Source organism: Bartonella bilalgolemi (assembly GCF_023500045.1).
GTDB classification, from domain to species: domain Bacteria; phylum Pseudomonadota; class Alphaproteobacteria; order Rhizobiales; family Rhizobiaceae; genus Bartonella; species Bartonella bilalgolemii.
Genome location: NZ_JAMCOF010000005.1, coordinates 70,604 through 89,497, shown reverse-complemented (window position 1 = coordinate 89,497; position 18,894 = coordinate 70,604). Strand labels below are relative to the sequence as shown.

Sequence of the window (18,894 nt, the reverse complement as noted above, 5' to 3'; positions counted from 1 at the left end):
TTATAACCCAAATAAAACTCAAGCGCAAAATTCTGAAAGTTTTCTTGTTCCCTCAGAAAAAATAGATCCTATCTATGAAAATTATAACCCAAATAAAACTCAAGCGCAAAATTCTGAAAGTTTTCTTGTTCCCTCAGAAAAAATAGATCCTATCTATGAAAATTATAACCCAAATAAAACTCAAGCGCAAAATTCTGAAAGTTTTCTTAATTCTGGAGATTTTCTTATTCCTTCAAAAGAATTACCTCCTCTAACCCAGAATGACATTATTAATATAACTGCAAATAATCCTATTATTCAACAGCATACAGAACAAGTTCGAAATCTTTCAAAACTTGTATTTGGAGACCGGGAATTATTTAGCAGTGTTATGCAAGGAATCCTTGAGAAACCAAAAATAGGAGAAGGGTATGAAAAAATACTAGAAATTTCTCCTGAATCCTTTGCTAAATTTGCTGGTTTTAAAAAGTGGTGGTTTAAAAGTTCGAAATATAAAGCAGCTGAAAAAAATGCCCCAAAACTCTGTCAAGAAATTAGAAAATATACAGATGCTGTAAAAAATTATCAGAAACAAATTATTTACGGTCATCAAAAAGAACAAAAACGTGCCAAACAAGCAGTATTAATGCCTAATAATGAAATAAAGCGTTTTCTTAATATGCCAAGTGATATGTGGGAAAATATTTTAATAGAGCAAGATACTTCTCAACTTCACAAAGAATTTTCTAATTTTTTAAATCAAGTTAATTCTCGTCTTTCAATACACGAACGTATAGCGATTAAGTATAATGATTATCAAGCGCTCGCTTGCGATATTAAGGTACCGGAAGTTACAGCACGTGAAATTATAAATGTCGTAAAAAAGGCACAAGAATGCCAACAAAAAATTAAAAGTATAATATCTCAGCAACAGCAGAAAATGATAGCTGTAGCTAATTAAAAACATAAGCTTCTTCTTTTGATCTTCATAGAGAAGAAGTATTTTAAAAAAAAATATTATCTCACTCTAGAATTAGTGTGAAATGTTTTATAGCTTAAATTCTATTAAATGTGAATAATATGTAGAAATATCATAAACGTGAAAAAAGGTTCTATTTGTATTTTTATTTTACATTTTGATATGTAGATAAATAGTTTCTTTTGATTCGGAATAAGATAATACAACCCTATTTAAAGAGTTGATGCGTGATAAAAAAGTAATAAATTACCGTTAAATTAATTAGTTATCATTCATAAATAGTAAATGAATATTAGATTCTTTTTTACAAAACTAAGTTGTAATATAACTCATACCTCGCATATAAGGTTGCAAAACATCCGGAATAATAATTGAACCATCTGCTTGTTGATAATTCTCAAGAATAGCTATAAGACAACGACCAATAGCTGTACCTGAGCCGTTTAAACTATGTACAAAGTGCAATTTTTTATTTTCTAAACGATATCTAGCATTCATGCGTCGTCCTTGAAAATCACCGCAAACTGAACAACTCGAAATTTCACGATAACATTCTTGCCCTGGAAGCCATACTTCAATATCATAAGTCTTACGCGCTGCAAAACCCATATCACCAGTAGAAAGAACTACAGTACGAAAAGGTAAACCAAGACGCTTCAAAACGTTTTCTGCGCATTCCGTCATACGTTCTAATTCATCTAAGGATTGTTCCTCTGTGGTAATCGATACCAATTCTACTTTTCTAAACTGGTGTTGACGTAACATACCACGTGTATCACGCCCTGCAGCTCCTGCCTCTGAACGAAAACAAGGAGTAAGAGACGTAAATCGCAAAGGTAATTCTGTAATATCAAGAATTTCGCTGTTGACTAAATTGACTAAGGGTACCTCTGCTGTAGAAATAAGCCATCGACCATCTATCGTTTGAAAGAGATCTTCAGAAAATTTGGGTAATTGGGCTGCCCCGTAAATAATCTCATTACGAACAAGAAGAGGAACTGAAATCTCTTGATAACCATGTTCATCCACATGCATGTCAAGCATAAATTGGCCTAAAGCACGTTCTAAACGTGCTAATGAACCTGAAAGAACTGTAAAACGTGAGCCTGACAATCGACTAGCTCGTTCAAAATCCATCTGCTTAAGATTTTGACCAAGATCAAAATGTTCCTTTGGTAAAAAATCAAACGTCGGTGGTGTACCAAAATAACGCACTACAATGTTATCGCTTTCATCTCTCCCTTCTGGAACGTCATCTAATGGAATATTAGGTATTGCTGAAAGAGCTTCTTCTAATCTATCTGTTAACCGCTTTTCTTCTAAAACAGCAGAGGAAAGAAAAACTTTTATTTCTTCAACCTCAGCCTTAACACGATTAGCAGTTTCTTGATCACCAACAGTTAAAGCTTGTCTTATCTTTTCTGAAGCTGAATTGCGCAACTCCTGAGCTTGCTGTACTTTAGAAACATACAAGCGACGCTCAAGATCAAATTTGAGCAAATTCTTAGCTTGCGGTTCAAGACCTCTTTTTGCAAGTGCTTTATCCAATTCCTCAGGATGATCACGGATCCATTTAATATCAAGCATTTAATCTCTCTTTTGCATTATATTTCTACTCATCTCCTACTGTAAAAAATAAGTTCACTACGAAGATTTTTTGTTTTTTTCTATCCAGCGTGCAATAAAAATTGAGATCTCATAAAGAAGCACAGTTGGTAAAGCCACTGCAAACATAGTAAAAAAATCTGATGGTGTTACCATAGCAGCAACTATAAAAGAAATTAAAATAGCCCACTTTCGTTTGGATGCTAACATATAACTTGTCAATAATCCGACTCTCGTTAAAAGACTTATGATGAGAGGCAATTGAAAAATTAAACCAAAAATCAAAATAAAAGATATCATAAAATTTAAATAATCTGAGATACGAGCTATAAACTCTATCCTTAAACGAAAATCCGGTAAAGCCTGCTGAGAAAGACTAAACCACAACATTAGTGGAGCTAAGAGACCATAAACAAATGTTCCTCCCACAATAAATAAAATTGGTGCACTAATAAGAAATGGTAAAAAAGCTCGACGCTCATTTTTATAAAGTCCTGGAGCTATAAAACTATAAAGCTGAAAAGCTATATAAGGAAATGATAAAATAACTGCACCAAACGCAGCAAGTTTCATCTTCGTTAGAAAAGTCTCCCACACTTGTGTTGATTGAAGACGAATATTTCCAGGATAACCACCTGATATATTCATCGCCCACTGATAAGGCCATATCAAAAAATTCAAAATATAATCTTTGATAAGAAAACACAGAATAAAAGCTATAAAAAATACAACCAGAGTTACAATAATTCTCTGACGAAGCTCAATCAAATGCTCTAGAAGAGTGATTTTGACATCAACTCTATCTTTTTTAGAAATCACGATCATTTTCCTTATCTTTATTTTTAAAATCTTTATAGATAATTTTATGATTGTGAGAAATAGACACTGTTAAATCTTCATTGACTTCATTTGTACTAAATTCAAAGACTTCTATATCTTTTTCTGATTTATGGAGTGTAGTATCGACATCAAAATTATCTGAAACATCCTCTTTTTTATTATATATTGAATCACAAGATTTTTTAAACTCTTTTCTAGAGTTAAGGTCGCTAGTATTTGACAATATCTTTTTCAAATCATCTAACTCAGCTTGCTTTATTGCATCATCAAAATGATGATGAAATTCATTAGCTGTTGAACGCATATATGCAATCGCTCTTGCTATAACTTTGAGCATTTTAGGTAAATCTTTTGGTCCAACTACGATGATGAAAATAAGTAAGATAACTAGAAACTCTGATCCATCAATTCCAAACATCGCTTATACTCAACTTCTTCATTTAAAAGACTAAAAGACCATTGCTAAAATTATGATTTCGTCTTTAATCACTCTGCACATTATCCTCTCGTAACAGGATCCTTCCTCGGCTTAGTTAAAAGAAGTACTGCTCTTTGAGTCTACTACACGCTCTTCTGATAATGGTTGAGAATACTGAGCAACATCTACTGTTTTAGAATAATCAGCTACTTCAAGCTCATTTTCAGTACTTCCTTCTTCTTCTTTCATATTACTTTTAAAAGCTTTTATACCTTTAGCAACATCACCCATTAATTCAGAAACTTTACCACGCCCAAAAAGCACAAGAATGATCAACAGAATTACAATTAAATGCGTTGGTGAAAAAATATTACCCATAACTTTATCTATGCCCCTAAGACTGATTTAATTCATCTACACTCATTTTTTTGAAGGAAAACGTATGTCATATAAATATTATTATATCCTTATGTTCTAATTAATATTATATTCTCTGCATAAATTAAAGGCAACAAAACGACCATTTTAAAATAACATTTTCAATCCTACATATCATATTATCATGGATAAAAATATAAAAATTCCCTTCCTCTATTCAAATAAGAGCTACAAGACTTGAAAATTCTTCTCTTAAAGCATTTTCATTCGAATGATCGGGCGTTATAACCTTAGAACAAATATTATATACACGCTCCAATGCTTTTCCTTCCAAAAATGGAGCAGCATCAGCAACAATATACATCTCTTGTGGCTTACCATGACAATGAAGAACGATATCACAACCTGCTGCAAAAATTTTACTTGTTAAATCTGAAAGATTTTTTGATAATGAGCTCTCTGAAAGAGCTTTCATTGATAAATCATCCGACATTAAAAGTCCATCAAAGCCTATTTTTTGACGGATAACATTTTCAATAACTCTGTTAGATAACGTTGCTGGTAATTTATCATCAATCGCTTCATAAACAATATGAGCGGTCATTGCAGCTGGTAAATCGGCCAAATTTTTAAATGGAATAAAATCACTCTGCTCCAAAATATCGAGTGACACATCTACACGTGCCAACTCCAAATGCGTATCAGAAAATGCTCGCCCATGCCCAGGTATATGTTTTATCACCGGTAAAACGCCACCATCTAAAAGCCCTTGAGCAGCAGCACGCCCTAACACAGCAACAGTTTGTGGATCTTGAGAATAAGCACGCGTTCCAATCACATCATGAGCTCCTGCCACTGGCACATCTAAAACAGGAAGGCAATTCGCGTTAATACCATATCTTATCAAATCAAAAGCATGAAGCCGTGACATAATCCATGCAGCACGAAGCCCTTTATCCTGATCTTTTCTATAAATCTCTCCCAAGATTTTAGCTGCTGGATAATCCGGTGCCAAAGGCGGACGTAGACGCTGCACCTTCCCACCTTCTTGATCAATAAAAATAAAAACATCGTTGCGATTACTGAACTCACGTAAAGAAGTAGTAAGCGCTTTCAGATCATCTGCTGTTCCTATATTCCGAGCAAATAAAATAAAAGCCCAAGGCTTATGTTCAATAATAAATTCTTTTTCATAATCTTCTAAAAAAATACCAGAAATACCAGAAATTATAGCCTTTATTCCTGACATCGTAATCATACCTCCCCAATATTGATTGTCTAATATTTTTATAAAATTTCTATTTTAGCTAAAATAATTTCATGCCTCACACAAATTTTTAAAAGCTATATCTTAATATCATCATATTATGCACAAAAAAGCTACTGCTTAATATAAAATGACCCTTTAATAATAACTCATTTCCCATAAAAAACTATCATCTGTCAAATTGTAAGTCAGAAATATTATAAAATAACAAAGATAATGAATAACAATTCACTAAATTTTATAAAATAAAAAGTACAAAATCATTAACTAATGAGCCATCATAATGGTAAATACAATACTTGATCTCAAACTCATAAAGACTGCTTCAGATATACCGATTAAAACCAATAGCATACTTCACCTAAAATCTGTTTAAACAAAACCGAACTTTGTCAGTTTATGTTTATACACTAAACCATTATGGAGCGCTATATTAAAAAATAATTGGACATAGCACCTCAACTACTTTCATCACTGGAAGCAAATGTTCTCAATTTAAAATTCTCCAATTGATATGCTTCAGTGATATGCTCGCAAATCTTCTAATGTCATATACTCGAAATAATCTTCCTCAGTTGTAGCAAAGCCTATAATGTTAAATATAAATACATCATGCAGAAAAGATTCATAATATACTATATAAATCAATTAGCTTTCTCATAACTTCAGCTAATAACAAATTATATGATTTGATAACGTGATTAACGATATTTGGATACCTCTAAATACTCGCACTTAAACTACACAAGTATATACTATTTTGAAATGTACTTGCAAAATGACGATATTACCTTTAATTGTATAAAGGAAATAAAGCTACTTCACACAATGAGACATGAGTGTAAAGCCATGATAAGTTATGATCATTTCACTAAAGAGTTTTTCCTTTCTTGATAGTTTTATTCCGTTATCATTTTTCTTTTCTAGTATTTTAGCATCACAACAATAAGCTACTATCTTGATTATATTTTTTTAAAACTCCTGCTATAAATTAAGTACATCACACTAAAATCATACAGATCTAGTTCAATAAGCATTTAGCCAAAAACATTATTTCTCTACCCAAGACAAAAGATAAAAATTATTTTTCTGATTACTGTTATCGTATACCTAAAGTCATGATAGGTTTCACAAACCAATCGGGATACATCGATTTAATAAGAAAAGCTGCTTTTTGCGCTGCTTGCCTATCTTTAAAAATCCCAAAACATGTTGCGCCTGAACCAGACATACGAGAAAAAAGAGCTCCACTTTTATCTAATGTATATAAAACTTCGGCTAACTGAGGAGCGATTTTTAATGCAGGACCAAAAAGGTCATTACGTGTTTCTTGCAAAAATTCAACCAATGAAAAAACTGTTTTGAAGGCAGATGAATCAATTTTCAAACGAGAATAATTACACTTTTCTAAAGTTTTAAAAATAGTCTCTGTGGCAATATATTGACCATGATTCACCAACACTATTGCAAGAGAACAAGCTTCTTTTACAGGTGTTATATCATCACCAATTCCTTTAACAAAAAGTGGCTGCTGATATTCCAATGCAAACAAACACATTGGAACATCAGCTCCAAGGGCTAAACTCATTTTAGCCAACTTTTTATAAGAACAATCAAGCTTCCATTGCCGGCGCAACAGATATAATACACTTGCAGCATCACCTGATCCCCCCCCGATACCTGATGCAATAGGTAATGTTTTAACAAGATGCAAAAAACTAGACTGAGCACTGTTAGGAAATTTCTTACGCATAAAATCACGAGCGCGGACAACTAAATTCTCTGTGTCAGAAGCAATTCTATTAGCAAAAGGGCCTGTTACAATAAAGCGATCACTCTCAAAAGATGCATAAGCTAAACAATCCCCACTAAAACTAAAATAAACCAAGCTTTCTAACAAATGATAGCCATCAGAACGCTGCCCTACAACATGCAAAGCTAAGTTCAACTTAATGGGCGTAAATACATAAGAACGCTTTTTAAACAAAGCATGTACATTTGATATCATTGAACGTAATATTCACCTGTACAAAGACCTTTTACCAATGCTCCTTTTACACTTGCACATAATGCAACTTGCGAATGAAAAATATATCGATATGCCCATTTAAAATGACATTTCAAGACACAACAACTATAAAGAGCTATGGCACACATCAAACTAAATAAAATAAAACTCACCATTATTAATTTTTTCTCCTATTAGCACTTCTAAATAACTATCAATCTTTTTAAGCGTTTAATGAAGCGCTATTTTCATTACAAACCATAACGTTGCCAAAGTGCTCTCTCTTCTGCCGCCATCATAACACCATCAACTGCAGTATAAATGGTATCAGCAGAAACACCTAAATGCATTTTAGAAGACAACAAACTTTTTGGAGGAGAAATTAAGCGCAACTTTGCATTATCACCAAACCGTTTTTTAATGACAGAACGAACATCACCTAATTCATCAATTAAGCCAAGCTCAACACCTTTTTTTCCGCTCCAAAACATTCCTGTAAAAATATTTGAATCATCTGATAATTTTGACATGCGCCTTTCCTTGACCAAATCAATAAAAGTTTGATGAACTTCAAGTTGCAAAGATTTCAAATGATCAACATCTGTTTTCTTTTCTGGTTGAAACGGATCTAATGTAACCTTGTTTTTTCCTGCCGTATAGACACGACGCTCCACGCCAATTTTCTTCAAAAGCTCAGGAAAACCAAAAGAAGCTGAGACAACACCAATAGAACCAACAATAGAGGAAGGATCAGCAAAAATTTCATCTCCAGCACAAGCAATCATATAACCACCTGATGCTGCTACGTCCTCAACAAATGTAAAAACCTGTTTGTTTTTTTCATTTGCTAAATCACGAATACGCTGAAAAATAAGACGTGATTGAACAGGAGAACCACCAGGAGAATTGATAATTAAAGCAACCGCTGGTGCTTTTTTATAAGAAAAAGCCTTATCCAAAAGGCTTGCAGATCTTGCCAATGACAATGTACGTGACATCAACGAATTTGATGATATAATCATTCCCTGAAGCCTTACTACAGGAATTTGAACCGTATTAGAACGAAAACAGCGTGACATTAAATTCTTTATACAACCCATAAAATCAAAAGCTCCCTAAGTAAGAAATCAAAAAAGCAAAAAATTCTTATATAAATAAAAATTCTCATTTAAATTTAAGAAATAAATTTTAAAACGCAAGTATTAAAAACTCTCCCACAAGCTGATATATCCATTATTAATCGCATTAACCCTTGGTAAAAAAATATGACTATCACTCTCATGCATAACCAATGGTGATAATATGGACAAACCCGCTCTACTCCCTCGTTTTGCATAAAACAAAATACGAATCGCTGCTGTTTCAGCATGAGAATGAACAGGAATTATACATACATTACCAAAGCGTCCTTCTAAAGCATATAATATATCATTCAATGATTGTGGACGTGCAATTAATCCTAAATATCCACCCGGTTTAACAATTGCTGATGCGCACCGAAACCAATTCTCAAACATTGCTTCAGGCATAACATGTGCTTCTAACTTTTTCTCATCAGGTGTCTTACGATCTTCTGAACTATTAAAGGGAGGATTCATAATTGCAAAATCAAACGCATTATCCATCAGTCCTGCTTTCAAACGTTCTTTACCTTTTAAGGTAATATCTACTTTTAATAAACAAACTCTGCTAGCTAATTTCTCATTCTGTTTTAGCATCAGCGTTTTCTGAGCATAAGATATCATAAAAGGAGATCGTTCAACCAATGTAATATGAGCTTCAACGCAACGTGAAGCAACTGCTAATCCTGCAGCACCTGCACCTGCACCTAAATCAACAACCTTCCCTTTAAAACCACTAGGAACCAAACCAGCAAGCAACATAGCGTCCATACCAGATCGATGACCCTGTAAGCGTGGTTGTACTAAATAAAACTTACCACGATGAAAACCATCTATTGTTTCATTACTATGATTTTTTACCCTACTCATCTAAAAACTTAATATGACCCTGATTATTTTATTTATACTTTTAAAAGTGCTATTTAAGCTATTCTATTTAAATTAATATGATTAATATAAAAAAAAATATTTTTTCAATATTATTAAAACTTTTATTTCAAATCAGTACCAAAACTTGAGTAAAAACTCATCTCTCTTTATGCTATAAAGATATTTATCTGAAACATTTTAGGAGTGAACAAATTGGGTGCCACCACACAATTAAATCATAAAAAAAAACAAGACTCCCTCTATCCTCTTTTCAGTCTTACTAAAGAAGATATGAAGCGTGTAAATCAATTGATCATTTCTATGGCTAAATCGAATGTTACAATGATTCCCGAAATTTCTAATTATCTTATTTCATCGGGTGGTAAACGAATACGTCCAATGATTACCTTAGCCACCGCTCATATGTTTGAATACCAAGGTGATGAACACATAAAACTCGCAACAGCAGTTGAGTTTATGCATACAGCAACCCTCTTACACGACGATGTTGTTGATGAAAGCGAGTTACGGCGGGGAAAATCTACAGCACGAATAATTTGGGGAAATCAAGCAAGTATTCTTGTTGGTGATTTTTTATTAGGACAAGCTTTTAAAATGATGGTAGATGTTGGTTCTCTGGAAGCACTCTCTGTCTTATCAAATGCTGCTGCTATAATTGCTGAAGGAGAAGTTATGCAACTTTCCGCTGCAAAAAATATAGAAACAAACGTCTCAGATTATCTCAAAATTATAAATGCAAAAACAGCTGCCCTTTTCTCAGCAGCTGCTGAAATAGGACCAATTATTGCTGGTTACGGACATGAAGAACGTTCTGCATTACATCAATATGGTTTATCATTAGGATTAGCTTTCCAATTGATTGATGATGTCCTTGATTATAGCAGCAGTGCTCAATATCTAGGAAAAAATATTGGTGATGACTTTCGAGAAGGAAAAATTACAATGCCTGTTATTCTGTCATACACACGTGGCAATGATATAGAAAAAATATTTTGGAAACAAGCTCTTGAAAATAACCATAACAATGATGAATCCTTAAAGCACGCGCAACATTTAATAGAAAAATACGATGGTCTAACCGATACAATAGAGCAAGCTCGAATTTATGGAAAACGTGCAATTGATGCTCTTTCTTCAATAAAGGAAAACCCTGCTAAAAATGCATTAATTGATATTATCGATTTTTGTATCGAACGCGTAAACTAATTCTTTGCAAGAATCACAATACAGTATTTTTAGTAAAACAATTAAACATAGTTTATAAACTATAAAAATAATTAATTATCTTTAAGAGGAATTGACTTTATGCGCAAGGCAACAGTATCGTGTTTTTTTATTCTCATAGGAATTATACTGATGCCACTGCCCACTTACAGTGCAGGTGAAAAAATTAATCCAAGTTCATTTACAGGTGCTTATCTAGCAGGACGAATTGCAAACTATGAAAACAAAATGAATCTTGCTATCCACTATTTTAAACATGCGCTTACTTATGAACCTAATAATCTTGAGGCACAAAAAGAAATTTTTCAAGTAATGCTTAGTGTAGGTGCATTCACAGAAGCTGCTCAACAAGCAAAAAAAATAAAAGAAAAAGGTATTGTTACACCACTCATTTCCTTAACATTATTAATAGAAAATCTTATCAAAAAAAATTACAAAGAAGCTCAACTGTTTCTACAAGCTAAAAAATCTTCTCCTGATAATAATCCAATATTTGAGTTAACCAATGCTTGGGCTGAATTTGGATCTGGTAATCACACTAAAGCAATCACTAATCTTGAAAAGCATTTGGGCCCCTCTTGGTATAATCTTTTTATACATTATCATCTTGCACTTATGAGTGATTTAGCAAAACGCCCACAAGATGCAAAAAAATATTTTATTCAAGCATTCAATAATCAACAAGGAGCTATTACAGCTACTGATACCTATGAACGTATTATTATAGCTTACGCCTCATTCCAATTACGTCAAAATATGCGCAGCGATGCTATAAAAACTCTCCGATATGGAGAGAAAATATTATTAGGCTCCAAAACACTCCAAAATATCCGTCAAAAAGTTGAAAAAGGAGCTAATATAGAAAATCCTATTACAACACCTCAACAAGGAGTTGGTGAAGTATTATATAACTTTGGAACAACTCTTAATAAAAAAGGTTCAGAATGGATTGCACGTATTTTTCAACAATTCTCTTTAGCCCTGTATCCTAAAAATGAAGCAACGCTGTTTCAATTAGCAAAAATTTCTGTGAGATTAGGTGATTCTAATCAAGCCATTAAAATTTATCGTTCTTTACCACTTAACTCCCCTTATTATAGAGATGGACAATTCCAACTTGCATTGACTCTTGCTGAAAACGGCAATTACGATGAAGCTATTAAATTATTAACGTTATTAGAGAAAAAATTTCCTAATGATCACCATATTTTTATTGCTCTGGCTGCTATTTATATGCAGGCAAATAACTTTTCTGAAGCGATCAAAATCATGGATCATGCTATCGCACAAATAACAGACTTTCAACGAGATAATTGGAAACTTTTTTATCAACGTGGAATTGCATTTAATTATTTAAACCAATGGCCAAAAGCTGAAACTGATTTTCGCAAAGCGCTTACATTTGTTCCTGATCAACCGCAAGTACTCAATTATTTAGCTTACTCCCTTATCAATCGTGATCAAAAACTTGAAGAATCATTAAATATGCTTAAAAAAGCTGTTATGTTACACTCTCAAAACAGTTATATTCTTGATTCTTTAGGATGGGCTTATTACAAACTGAAACAATATCCTCAAGCTGTTACAACATTAGAAACCGCTGTCAAATTGCAACCTGGTGATCCAATACTTAATGATCATTTGGGTGATGCTTACTGGCAAGTTGGACGTAAACGTGAGGCAATATTTCAATGGAACCATGCAATTGATGCAGAACCAGATAATCCGGAAAGAATTAAAGAAAAAATAAAGTTTGGTCTATAAAATAAGGATACTTGACCATAACAATATGAAGCAATAGACAGTAATAAAGCTCAATTTTTTGATCTTTAATTATAAGTTAAACATTAAAATGGTATTCAAAGAGTGAATCTACCTTCAAACTTAAATCCCAAGTATTCTTTTCAAGGACTTATTCTAAGTCTGCAAAATTACTGGGCTCAACATGGGTGTGCAATTCTACAACCTTACGATATGGAAGTAGGAGCTGGAACCTTTCATCCAGCTACAACGCTACGTTCATTAGGTCCACGTCCTTGGAAAACAGCTTATGTTCAACCTACCCGACGTCCAACAGATGGCCGATATGGTACAAATCCTAATCGTCTGCAACACTATTACCAATTTCAAGTTCTCCTCAAACCCTCTCCTCCAAATTTACAAGAGCTTTACATCGGCTCTTTACAAACTATCGGTCTTGACACAAAACTTCATGACATACGCTTTGTTGAGGATGATTGGGAAAGCCCAACACTTGGCGCTTGGGGACTTGGATGGGAATGCTGGTGCGATGGAATGGAAGTTTCTCAATTCACTTATTTTCAACAAATATGTGGTATTGAATGTGCACCAGTCTCAGGAGAAATTACCTATGGTCTTGAGCGCTTAGCAATGTATATTCAAGATGTCAGTAATGTTTATGATCTTAACTTTAACGGCTTAGATGGTACAGACCGAATAAGTTATGGTGATATTTTTTTACAGGCAGAACAAGAATACTCATATTATAATTTTGAATTTGCTAATAGTAATCTTTTACTACAACATTTCATTGATGCAGAACGTGAATGTATTGCACTTCTTGACGCTGGAAAACCCGATAAAGAAAATAGTTCCCATTTATGTGTTTTTCCAGCTTATGATCAATGTATTAAAGCAAGCCATATCTTTAATCTCCTGCAAGCACGTGGCGTTATTTCGGTCACTGAACGACAAAATTATATTCTTCGTGTTCGTGATCTTGCCCGCCGCTGCGGTGAAGCCTTCTTATTAACTGAAGCTGGGAATATAGCCATAAATGGAGATGTATAATGCCTGATCTCCTACTTGAACTTTTCAGCGAAGAAATTCCTGCTAGCATGCAACGCAGAGCTGCTTCTGATCTTAAAAAATGTGTTATAGATAAACTTGTTAATGCAGGATTAACTTATAAAGCAGCCTGTGATTATTGGACGCCTCGTCGGTTAACATTAAACATACGTGGTCTTTCCAAAAGTTCGCCAAATGTTCATGAAGAACGTAAAGGACCTAATGTACAATCACCACAACAAATTATTGATGCTTTTTTACGCGCTACAGGTTTAAATGACATTTCCAAATTACACATTGCGCATGATGACAAAAAGGGCGACTTTTATATTGCTAAAACAACCCAAAAAGGTCGTTTAGCTGAAGAAATTATTGCAGATATTTTACCCGATATTATTCGTAATTTTCCATGGAAAAAATCGATGCGTTGGGGGAAAGAATCAGCTAAAAGTGGCGCCTTAAAATGGATACGCTCTTTACAAAACATTCTGTGTGTTTTTGGACCAGCAGTGGGTGAAACACACACTATTCCATTTACAGTTGGTTCTCTCAAAAGTAATAATTTAACTTATGGTCATCGTTTCTTAAGTAATGGAGAGCCTATCCAGATACGCCGTTTTGATGACTATGTCACACAACTTGAAAACCATAAAGTTATTTTGGATGCCGAGAGACGAAAAGATATTATTTTAGCAGATGCTCAAAATCTTTGCTTTGCAAACGGCTTGGAATTAATTGAAGATAAGGCTCTTTTGGAAGAAGTTGCAGGACTCGTTGAATGGCCTGTTGTCCTCATGGGTAATTTCGACAAAACTTTTCTCAATATTCCTCCAGAAATTATTCGCTTGACCATTCAAACGCATCAAAAATGCTTTGTAACACACAAACGAGGTGAAAAGAGCAAACTCTCTAATCACTTCATTCTTGTTGCTAATATCCTTGCCAGTGACAAAGGAGTAGAAATTTCTAAGGGAAATAGTAAAGTTGTACATGCCCGTCTTTCTGATGCACTCTATTTTTGGAAAACAGATCAGTGTAATTTACCCAACATTACGCGTTTAGAATCTTCGGCTAAAAAACTCGATCTTGATTTAAATAAACCTCTCGATCAGCGAATAGCACACCTTGATTATTTGAATGTTACTTTCCATAATAAATTAGGAACACAAGGCGCAAGAGTAGAAAGAATTGCTACTTTAACACAAACAATCGCACCCTTAGCACAAGCAGATTCTATATTGGCTAAACGTGCAGCAGTATTAGCAAAAGCTGATTTACAAACGGAAATTGTTGGTGAATTTCCTGAATTGCAAGGACTGATAGGACGAAAGTACGCATTAATTCAAGGAGAAGATCCTCGTGTAGCTAAAGCCATTGAAGACCACTATAAACCTCTAGGACTTAAAGATCGTATCCCATCTGAGCCTATTGCGATAACAGTCGCATTAGCTGATAAAATTGATACACTCATTGGTTTTTGGTTCATTAATGAACAACCAACGAGCTCAAAAGATCCCTATGCATTAAGAAGAGCAGCATTGGGAGTTATCAAGCTTATACTTTTAAATGATTGGAAAATAAACCTTATACCGCTGTTTCATCAGGCAATGAATTGTTTATTACAACAAAAAATTAAGTATGCAACATCTGAAATAGAATCTGTACAACTTCAAAACATGTCTGTAGAAAAAAAAGAAAATATCATATTAGACTTGTTAGCATTTTTTCATGAACGACTAAAAGGTTATCTTAAAGATGAGGGAGCGCGCCATGATATTATTGAAGCCGTTTTAACAAAAGATGACGATGATATTTTATTCATTAAGCGCCGAGTTGAAGCACTTACCTTTTTTATCAATACCCATGATGGAGATAGTCTTTTAATTGCAGTAAAACGCGCCATCAATATTCTTGAAAATGAAATCAAAAAAGGAACAGCAATAATAAACAAAGTTAAACCTGAGCTTTTTATTGAAACAGAAGAAAAACAGCTTTATCAAGCAACGATTGAAACAGAAAAAAAGATTACTGATCATATTCATGTAACAGAATTATCATCTGCACTGAATAGTTTAGCACTTCTCAAAAAGCCTATTAACGCATTCTTTGAAAAAGTATTTGTAAATGATGACAATATAAATATTAGAGCCAATCGTTTTGCTCTTCTTGAACGTATTCGCATAGTTACAAAACGTGTTGCAGATTTCTCAAAATTACAGTCTAAAATCTAATGTACTTTTTGATAAAAAATCATAATGCATCTCTTTTATTTTTAGTACTTTCTGCGCCAAATATCTTAAGGAAAAAGCTATAAAAATAATTGCTCAAACAATTTTATTCTCCCATCAATTCCTTTAGTGACATGTGGATAAGTGGCTTTTGAGCTTAAAATAAAGAAATTTTACTTTTTTGGTTTTAATTCAATATAACAAATGATGGATTATTTTTACATATTAGCATGTTATTTCTTAAAAAAATCTACAAGAGATATTTGAGCTGATCCTGGAGGTATTGGCTTTTGTTGTTTTTGGTCAGGAGCCCAACCGGAGAGCCAAAGAAAAGAAAAATGTGCACGAATACGACCATCAGGATCACTGAATTTTTTTGCATAAATTTCGTTAGCGAGAAAGAAAAATCGCTTAGATACAGGACGTCGAGAACGGCTAATAAGTGCATTTTGCATTCCCATAGCTTTAAGATCATACATGAGATCAAACATCGTATTATAACGTATGGTGATATCTTCAACATCTACCACAGGCATAGCAAAACCGGCACGCTGTAAGAGAGCCCCTACATCGCGAATATCTGCAAAAGGATAAATTCTTGGACTAACACCACCGTAAATTTTATTTTCAGCTTGTAGCAAACTTTCACGTAATTCTCTTAACGTACCAGCCCCAGCCATAACAGCAAGAAATAAGCCATCTGGTTTAAGAATATTTTTTATTTGACTGAGAACACCAGGAATATCATTAGTTAACTGTAAAGAAAGAAGAGAAACTATAAGGTCACAGTAATGTTGAGGAAAATCAAGCAATTCTCGATGGCGTAAATGGAATGGATTGTCATCATTTTGGTAAAGAATATTGGTTTCAACACGTTCTATAGCAGCAATTTTACCGGATCTTTTTAAAGTTTGCACCGCAAGACCTGTATGACCGTGTAAATCTAAAGCTAGTGTAAAATTACGATTAACATCATTGAGACGTTTGTAGAGATCATCAACAACATAAGAAAGCAAAAAATCACATCCTTTTTTTGCTCTTTTGAAAGCACGTTGACGAAATTGCTCAATACAACTGTAATCAAAAATCAAAGGATGAGACATATCTTATAGCACTGTTAATTTACGAAATTATATGATCTATAATAGGATTATTTCACGTATGCTATATCAATTTTATAATAACAAAAGAAAAGAAAAACGATTTTACAAAAGAAACGAGCAGCTGGAAAACTAAATTTAACTCTTTTGAGATATGAATTTTTTTGATTACTACAGAAAATTGATAACTTAGTTAAAATACTTTAAAGATATTTTTTACTATTGGTGATATATTGTATAAACTTATCGAGCACTTACTAAAAGTTTTATATCCGCCAATCTGTCATGGATGTAAAAGAATGACTTCCGCTTATGGAACAGTTTGTTCTGATTGTTGGAAAGATCTTCAATTTATCACAAAGCCTTATTGTCCCGTTATGGGAACTCCTTTTGCGTATGATATAGGAGAAAGATTTCTTAGCGGCGAAGCCATTCAGAATCCTCCCCCCTTTTCATTTTTACGCTCCGCTGTTGTTCATAAAGGTTTAGCACGAACTTTAGCAACACGATTGAAATATGGTGATCGTTTGGAATTAGCATCTTTTATGGCAAATTGGATGATGTTTGCTGGACGTGAAATTATTAATGATTGTGATTTTATTATCCCTATTCCTTTACATTCTCGTCGTTTTTTTGCGAGACGTTATAACCAATCTGCTGAGCTGGCTCGTTATATTGCAGCAAAACAGAAAAAACCTTTTAAGCCTGGTTGGCTTGTGCGTTATCGGTACACACGTCCACAGGTTGGTTTATCTGCTAAAGAACGAAAAATGAATGTGCAGAATGCTTTTAAAGTGCCTAATGAAGTTAAAAAATATCTAAAGGGACGCTCTATTTTGCTTATTGATGATGTTTTGACAACAGGCGTAACAGTTACTGCAGCAGCTAAAACACTAAAACATGCAGGTACACGACAGGTTAATGTATTGACATTTTCGCGTGTCTTAAAAGATAATTTTGCTTTGCCTTATTTTTAAAAATTTATTTAACATGTATTATACAAAAAGCATTGGAGAATATTATGAAAGAAATTACAATTTATACACGTCCTAATTGTCCATATTGTATAAAAGCACGCACTTTACTTGATCAAAAAGGAGTGAAATACACTGATATTGATGCATCAACTTCTCTTCGCCAACAAATGGTGCAACGAGCGAATGGGCGTAATACATTTCCGCAAATTTTTATAGGAGATTATCATGTTGGGGGATGCGATGATCTTTATGCTTTAGATACTGAAGGCACACTTGATTCTCTATTGAAAGATTTTCAATAACTTATTTACTCTGATGTGCTTATTAAAGCCGTTTCGCAAGAAGTATATAATTAACATCCATATCGCATGAATAGTTCCAACTATCAGTTAATGGATTATAAGTAAGACCAAGTTCATCAATGATAACTAAAGAATTCGTGTACAATAATTTTTTAAGTTCTTGAGGCTTTAAAAATTTTTTATAGTCATGCGTCCCTTTAGGAAGCCATTTTAAGATATATTCAGCACCTACAATGGCAAATCCCCACGCTTTCCATGTACGATTTAGTGTTGAAACAAACATGAGTCCTTGCGGTTTAATCATTTTAGCCGTAGCCTCTATAAAAAGATCAACATTCGCGACATGTTCAACAACCTCCATATTAAGGATTACATCAAATTGTTCACCCTTATTTACAAGAGCTTCTGCAGTAGCAGTGCGATAATCAATTGAAAGGCCACTTTGAATTGCATGAATTTTGGCGACTTCAATATTCATTTGTGCAGCATCCACTCCTATGACAGTGGCTCCAAGGCGTGCCATTGGCTCACATAACAAACCACCTCCACAACCAATATCAAGAATTCTCAACCCCTCAAAAGGCATAAGTGACATAGGATCACGATCAAATGTCAAACAGATTTTTTCTTTAATATATGCAAGGCGTGTTGGATTAAAATTGTGAAGTGGTCGAAATTTTCCTTGTGGATCCCACCACTCAGTAGCAATACGCGAAAAATGATCAATTTCACTCTGATCAATGGTTGTACGCGTTCCATTTATCATATC

At 33.8% G+C, this 18,894-nt stretch carries 17 protein-coding genes; 7 read left to right on the top strand and 10 right to left on the bottom strand.

Features of this window, described 5'->3' with window-relative positions; genetic code table 11:
- A partial coding sequence (locus M4Z11_RS04110) for a BID domain-containing T4SS effector (protein WP_249676640.1) occupies positions 1–940 on the top strand: 940 nt, incomplete at its 5' end.
- Positions 941–1,270: 330 nt separating this feature from the next.
- On the opposite strand, the gene serS is transcribed toward M4Z11_RS04110, so the two are convergent.
- From serS to M4Z11_RS04070, 8 genes are all read right to left on the bottom strand, one after another.
- Positions 1,271–2,545: a serine--tRNA ligase gene (serS, locus tag M4Z11_RS04105; protein ID WP_249676637.1), complete on the bottom strand. Its 1,275-nt coding sequence runs from the start codon at positions 2,543–2,545 to the stop codon at positions 1,271–1,273.
- Between the two features lie 57 nt (positions 2,546–2,602).
- Positions 2,603–3,382, bottom strand: coding sequence for a twin-arginine translocase subunit TatC (tatC, locus tag M4Z11_RS04100; RefSeq protein WP_249676634.1), 780 nt, complete (start codon positions 3,380–3,382; stop codon positions 2,603–2,605).
- Positions 3,372–3,821, bottom strand: a complete 450-nt coding sequence (gene tatB, locus M4Z11_RS04095; RefSeq protein WP_249676630.1) for a Sec-independent protein translocase protein TatB — start codon at positions 3,819–3,821, stop codon at positions 3,372–3,374. The genes tatC and tatB overlap by 11 nt, the downstream gene beginning before the upstream one ends.
- Before the next feature lie 111 nt (positions 3,822–3,932).
- The gene (gene tatA / locus M4Z11_RS04090; protein ID WP_249676625.1) at positions 3,933–4,199 is read right to left on the bottom strand and encodes a twin-arginine translocase TatA/TatE family subunit; all 267 of its coding nucleotides are present in this window, start codon (positions 4,197–4,199) and stop codon (positions 3,933–3,935) included.
- Positions 4,200–4,416: 217 nt separating this feature from the next.
- Complete coding sequence (gene nagZ / locus M4Z11_RS04085) at positions 4,417–5,448, bottom strand: beta-N-acetylhexosaminidase (RefSeq protein ID WP_249676621.1); 1,032 nt, start codon at positions 5,446–5,448, stop codon at positions 4,417–4,419.
- Positions 5,449–6,565: 1,117 nt separating this feature from the next.
- A complete protein-coding gene (locus M4Z11_RS04080; protein WP_249676618.1) occupies positions 6,566–7,474 on the bottom strand; it encodes a 4-(cytidine 5'-diphospho)-2-C-methyl-D-erythritol kinase in 909 nt (302 codons plus the stop codon).
- Between the two features lie 251 nt (positions 7,475–7,725).
- Positions 7,726–8,574: a S49 family peptidase gene (locus M4Z11_RS04075; protein WP_249676614.1), complete on the bottom strand. Its 849-nt coding sequence runs from the start codon at positions 8,572–8,574 to the stop codon at positions 7,726–7,728.
- Between the two features lie 102 nt (positions 8,575–8,676).
- Entirely contained in the window at positions 8,677–9,465 is a 789-nt protein-coding gene (locus M4Z11_RS04070) for a tRNA1(Val) (adenine(37)-N6)-methyltransferase (RefSeq protein ID WP_249676611.1), read from the bottom strand.
- Positions 9,466–9,678: 213 nt separating this feature from the next.
- On the opposite strand from M4Z11_RS04070, the gene M4Z11_RS04065 reads away from it, so the two are divergent.
- The 4 genes from M4Z11_RS04065 to glyS all read left to right on the top strand — a co-directional run bounded on the left by M4Z11_RS04065 (position 9,679) and on the right by glyS (position 15,749).
- Positions 9,679–10,692: a polyprenyl synthetase family protein gene (locus M4Z11_RS04065; RefSeq protein WP_249676608.1), complete on the top strand. Its 1,014-nt coding sequence runs from the start codon at positions 9,679–9,681 to the stop codon at positions 10,690–10,692.
- 99 nt (positions 10,693–10,791) lie between these two features.
- Complete coding sequence (locus M4Z11_RS04060; RefSeq protein ID WP_249676605.1) at positions 10,792–12,474, top strand: tetratricopeptide repeat protein; 1,683 nt, start codon at positions 10,792–10,794, stop codon at positions 12,472–12,474.
- A 102-nt stretch (positions 12,475–12,576) separates the two neighbouring features.
- Positions 12,577–13,521 (top strand): glycine--tRNA ligase subunit alpha, encoded by a 945-nt coding sequence (locus M4Z11_RS04055; protein WP_249676603.1) that lies wholly within the window; start codon positions 12,577–12,579, stop codon positions 13,519–13,521.
- Positions 13,521–15,749: a glycine--tRNA ligase subunit beta gene (gene glyS, locus M4Z11_RS04050; RefSeq protein ID WP_249676601.1), complete on the top strand. Its 2,229-nt coding sequence runs from the start codon at positions 13,521–13,523 to the stop codon at positions 15,747–15,749. Before M4Z11_RS04055 ends, glyS begins: the two co-directional genes overlap by 1 nt.
- 230 nt (positions 15,750–15,979) lie before the next feature.
- Here glyS and M4Z11_RS04045 read toward each other — a convergent pair whose 3' ends face one another.
- Positions 15,980–16,849 carry a methyltransferase domain-containing protein gene (locus M4Z11_RS04045; RefSeq protein ID WP_249676598.1) on the bottom strand — a complete coding sequence of 290 codons (870 nt, stop codon included), beginning with the start codon at positions 16,847–16,849 and terminating at the stop codon, positions 15,980–15,982.
- 206 nt (positions 16,850–17,055) lie between these two features.
- Between M4Z11_RS04045 and M4Z11_RS04040 the strand changes: the two genes are divergently transcribed.
- Both M4Z11_RS04040 and grxC read left to right on the top strand, forming a co-directional pair.
- Positions 17,056–17,823: a ComF family protein gene (locus M4Z11_RS04040; RefSeq protein WP_409337882.1), complete on the top strand. Its 768-nt coding sequence runs from the start codon at positions 17,056–17,058 to the stop codon at positions 17,821–17,823.
- Between the two features lie 44 nt (positions 17,824–17,867).
- Positions 17,868–18,125, top strand: a complete 258-nt coding sequence (gene grxC / locus M4Z11_RS04035) for a glutaredoxin 3 (RefSeq protein ID WP_078679923.1) — start codon at positions 17,868–17,870, stop codon at positions 18,123–18,125.
- Between the two features lie 22 nt (positions 18,126–18,147).
- Here the strand turns inward: grxC and ubiG are convergent, their stop codons facing one another.
- Positions 18,148–18,891 (bottom strand): bifunctional 2-polyprenyl-6-hydroxyphenol methylase/3-demethylubiquinol 3-O-methyltransferase UbiG, encoded by a 744-nt coding sequence (gene ubiG, locus M4Z11_RS04030; protein ID WP_249676596.1) that lies wholly within the window; start codon positions 18,889–18,891, stop codon positions 18,148–18,150.
- Between the last annotated feature and the right edge of the window lie 3 nt (positions 18,892–18,894).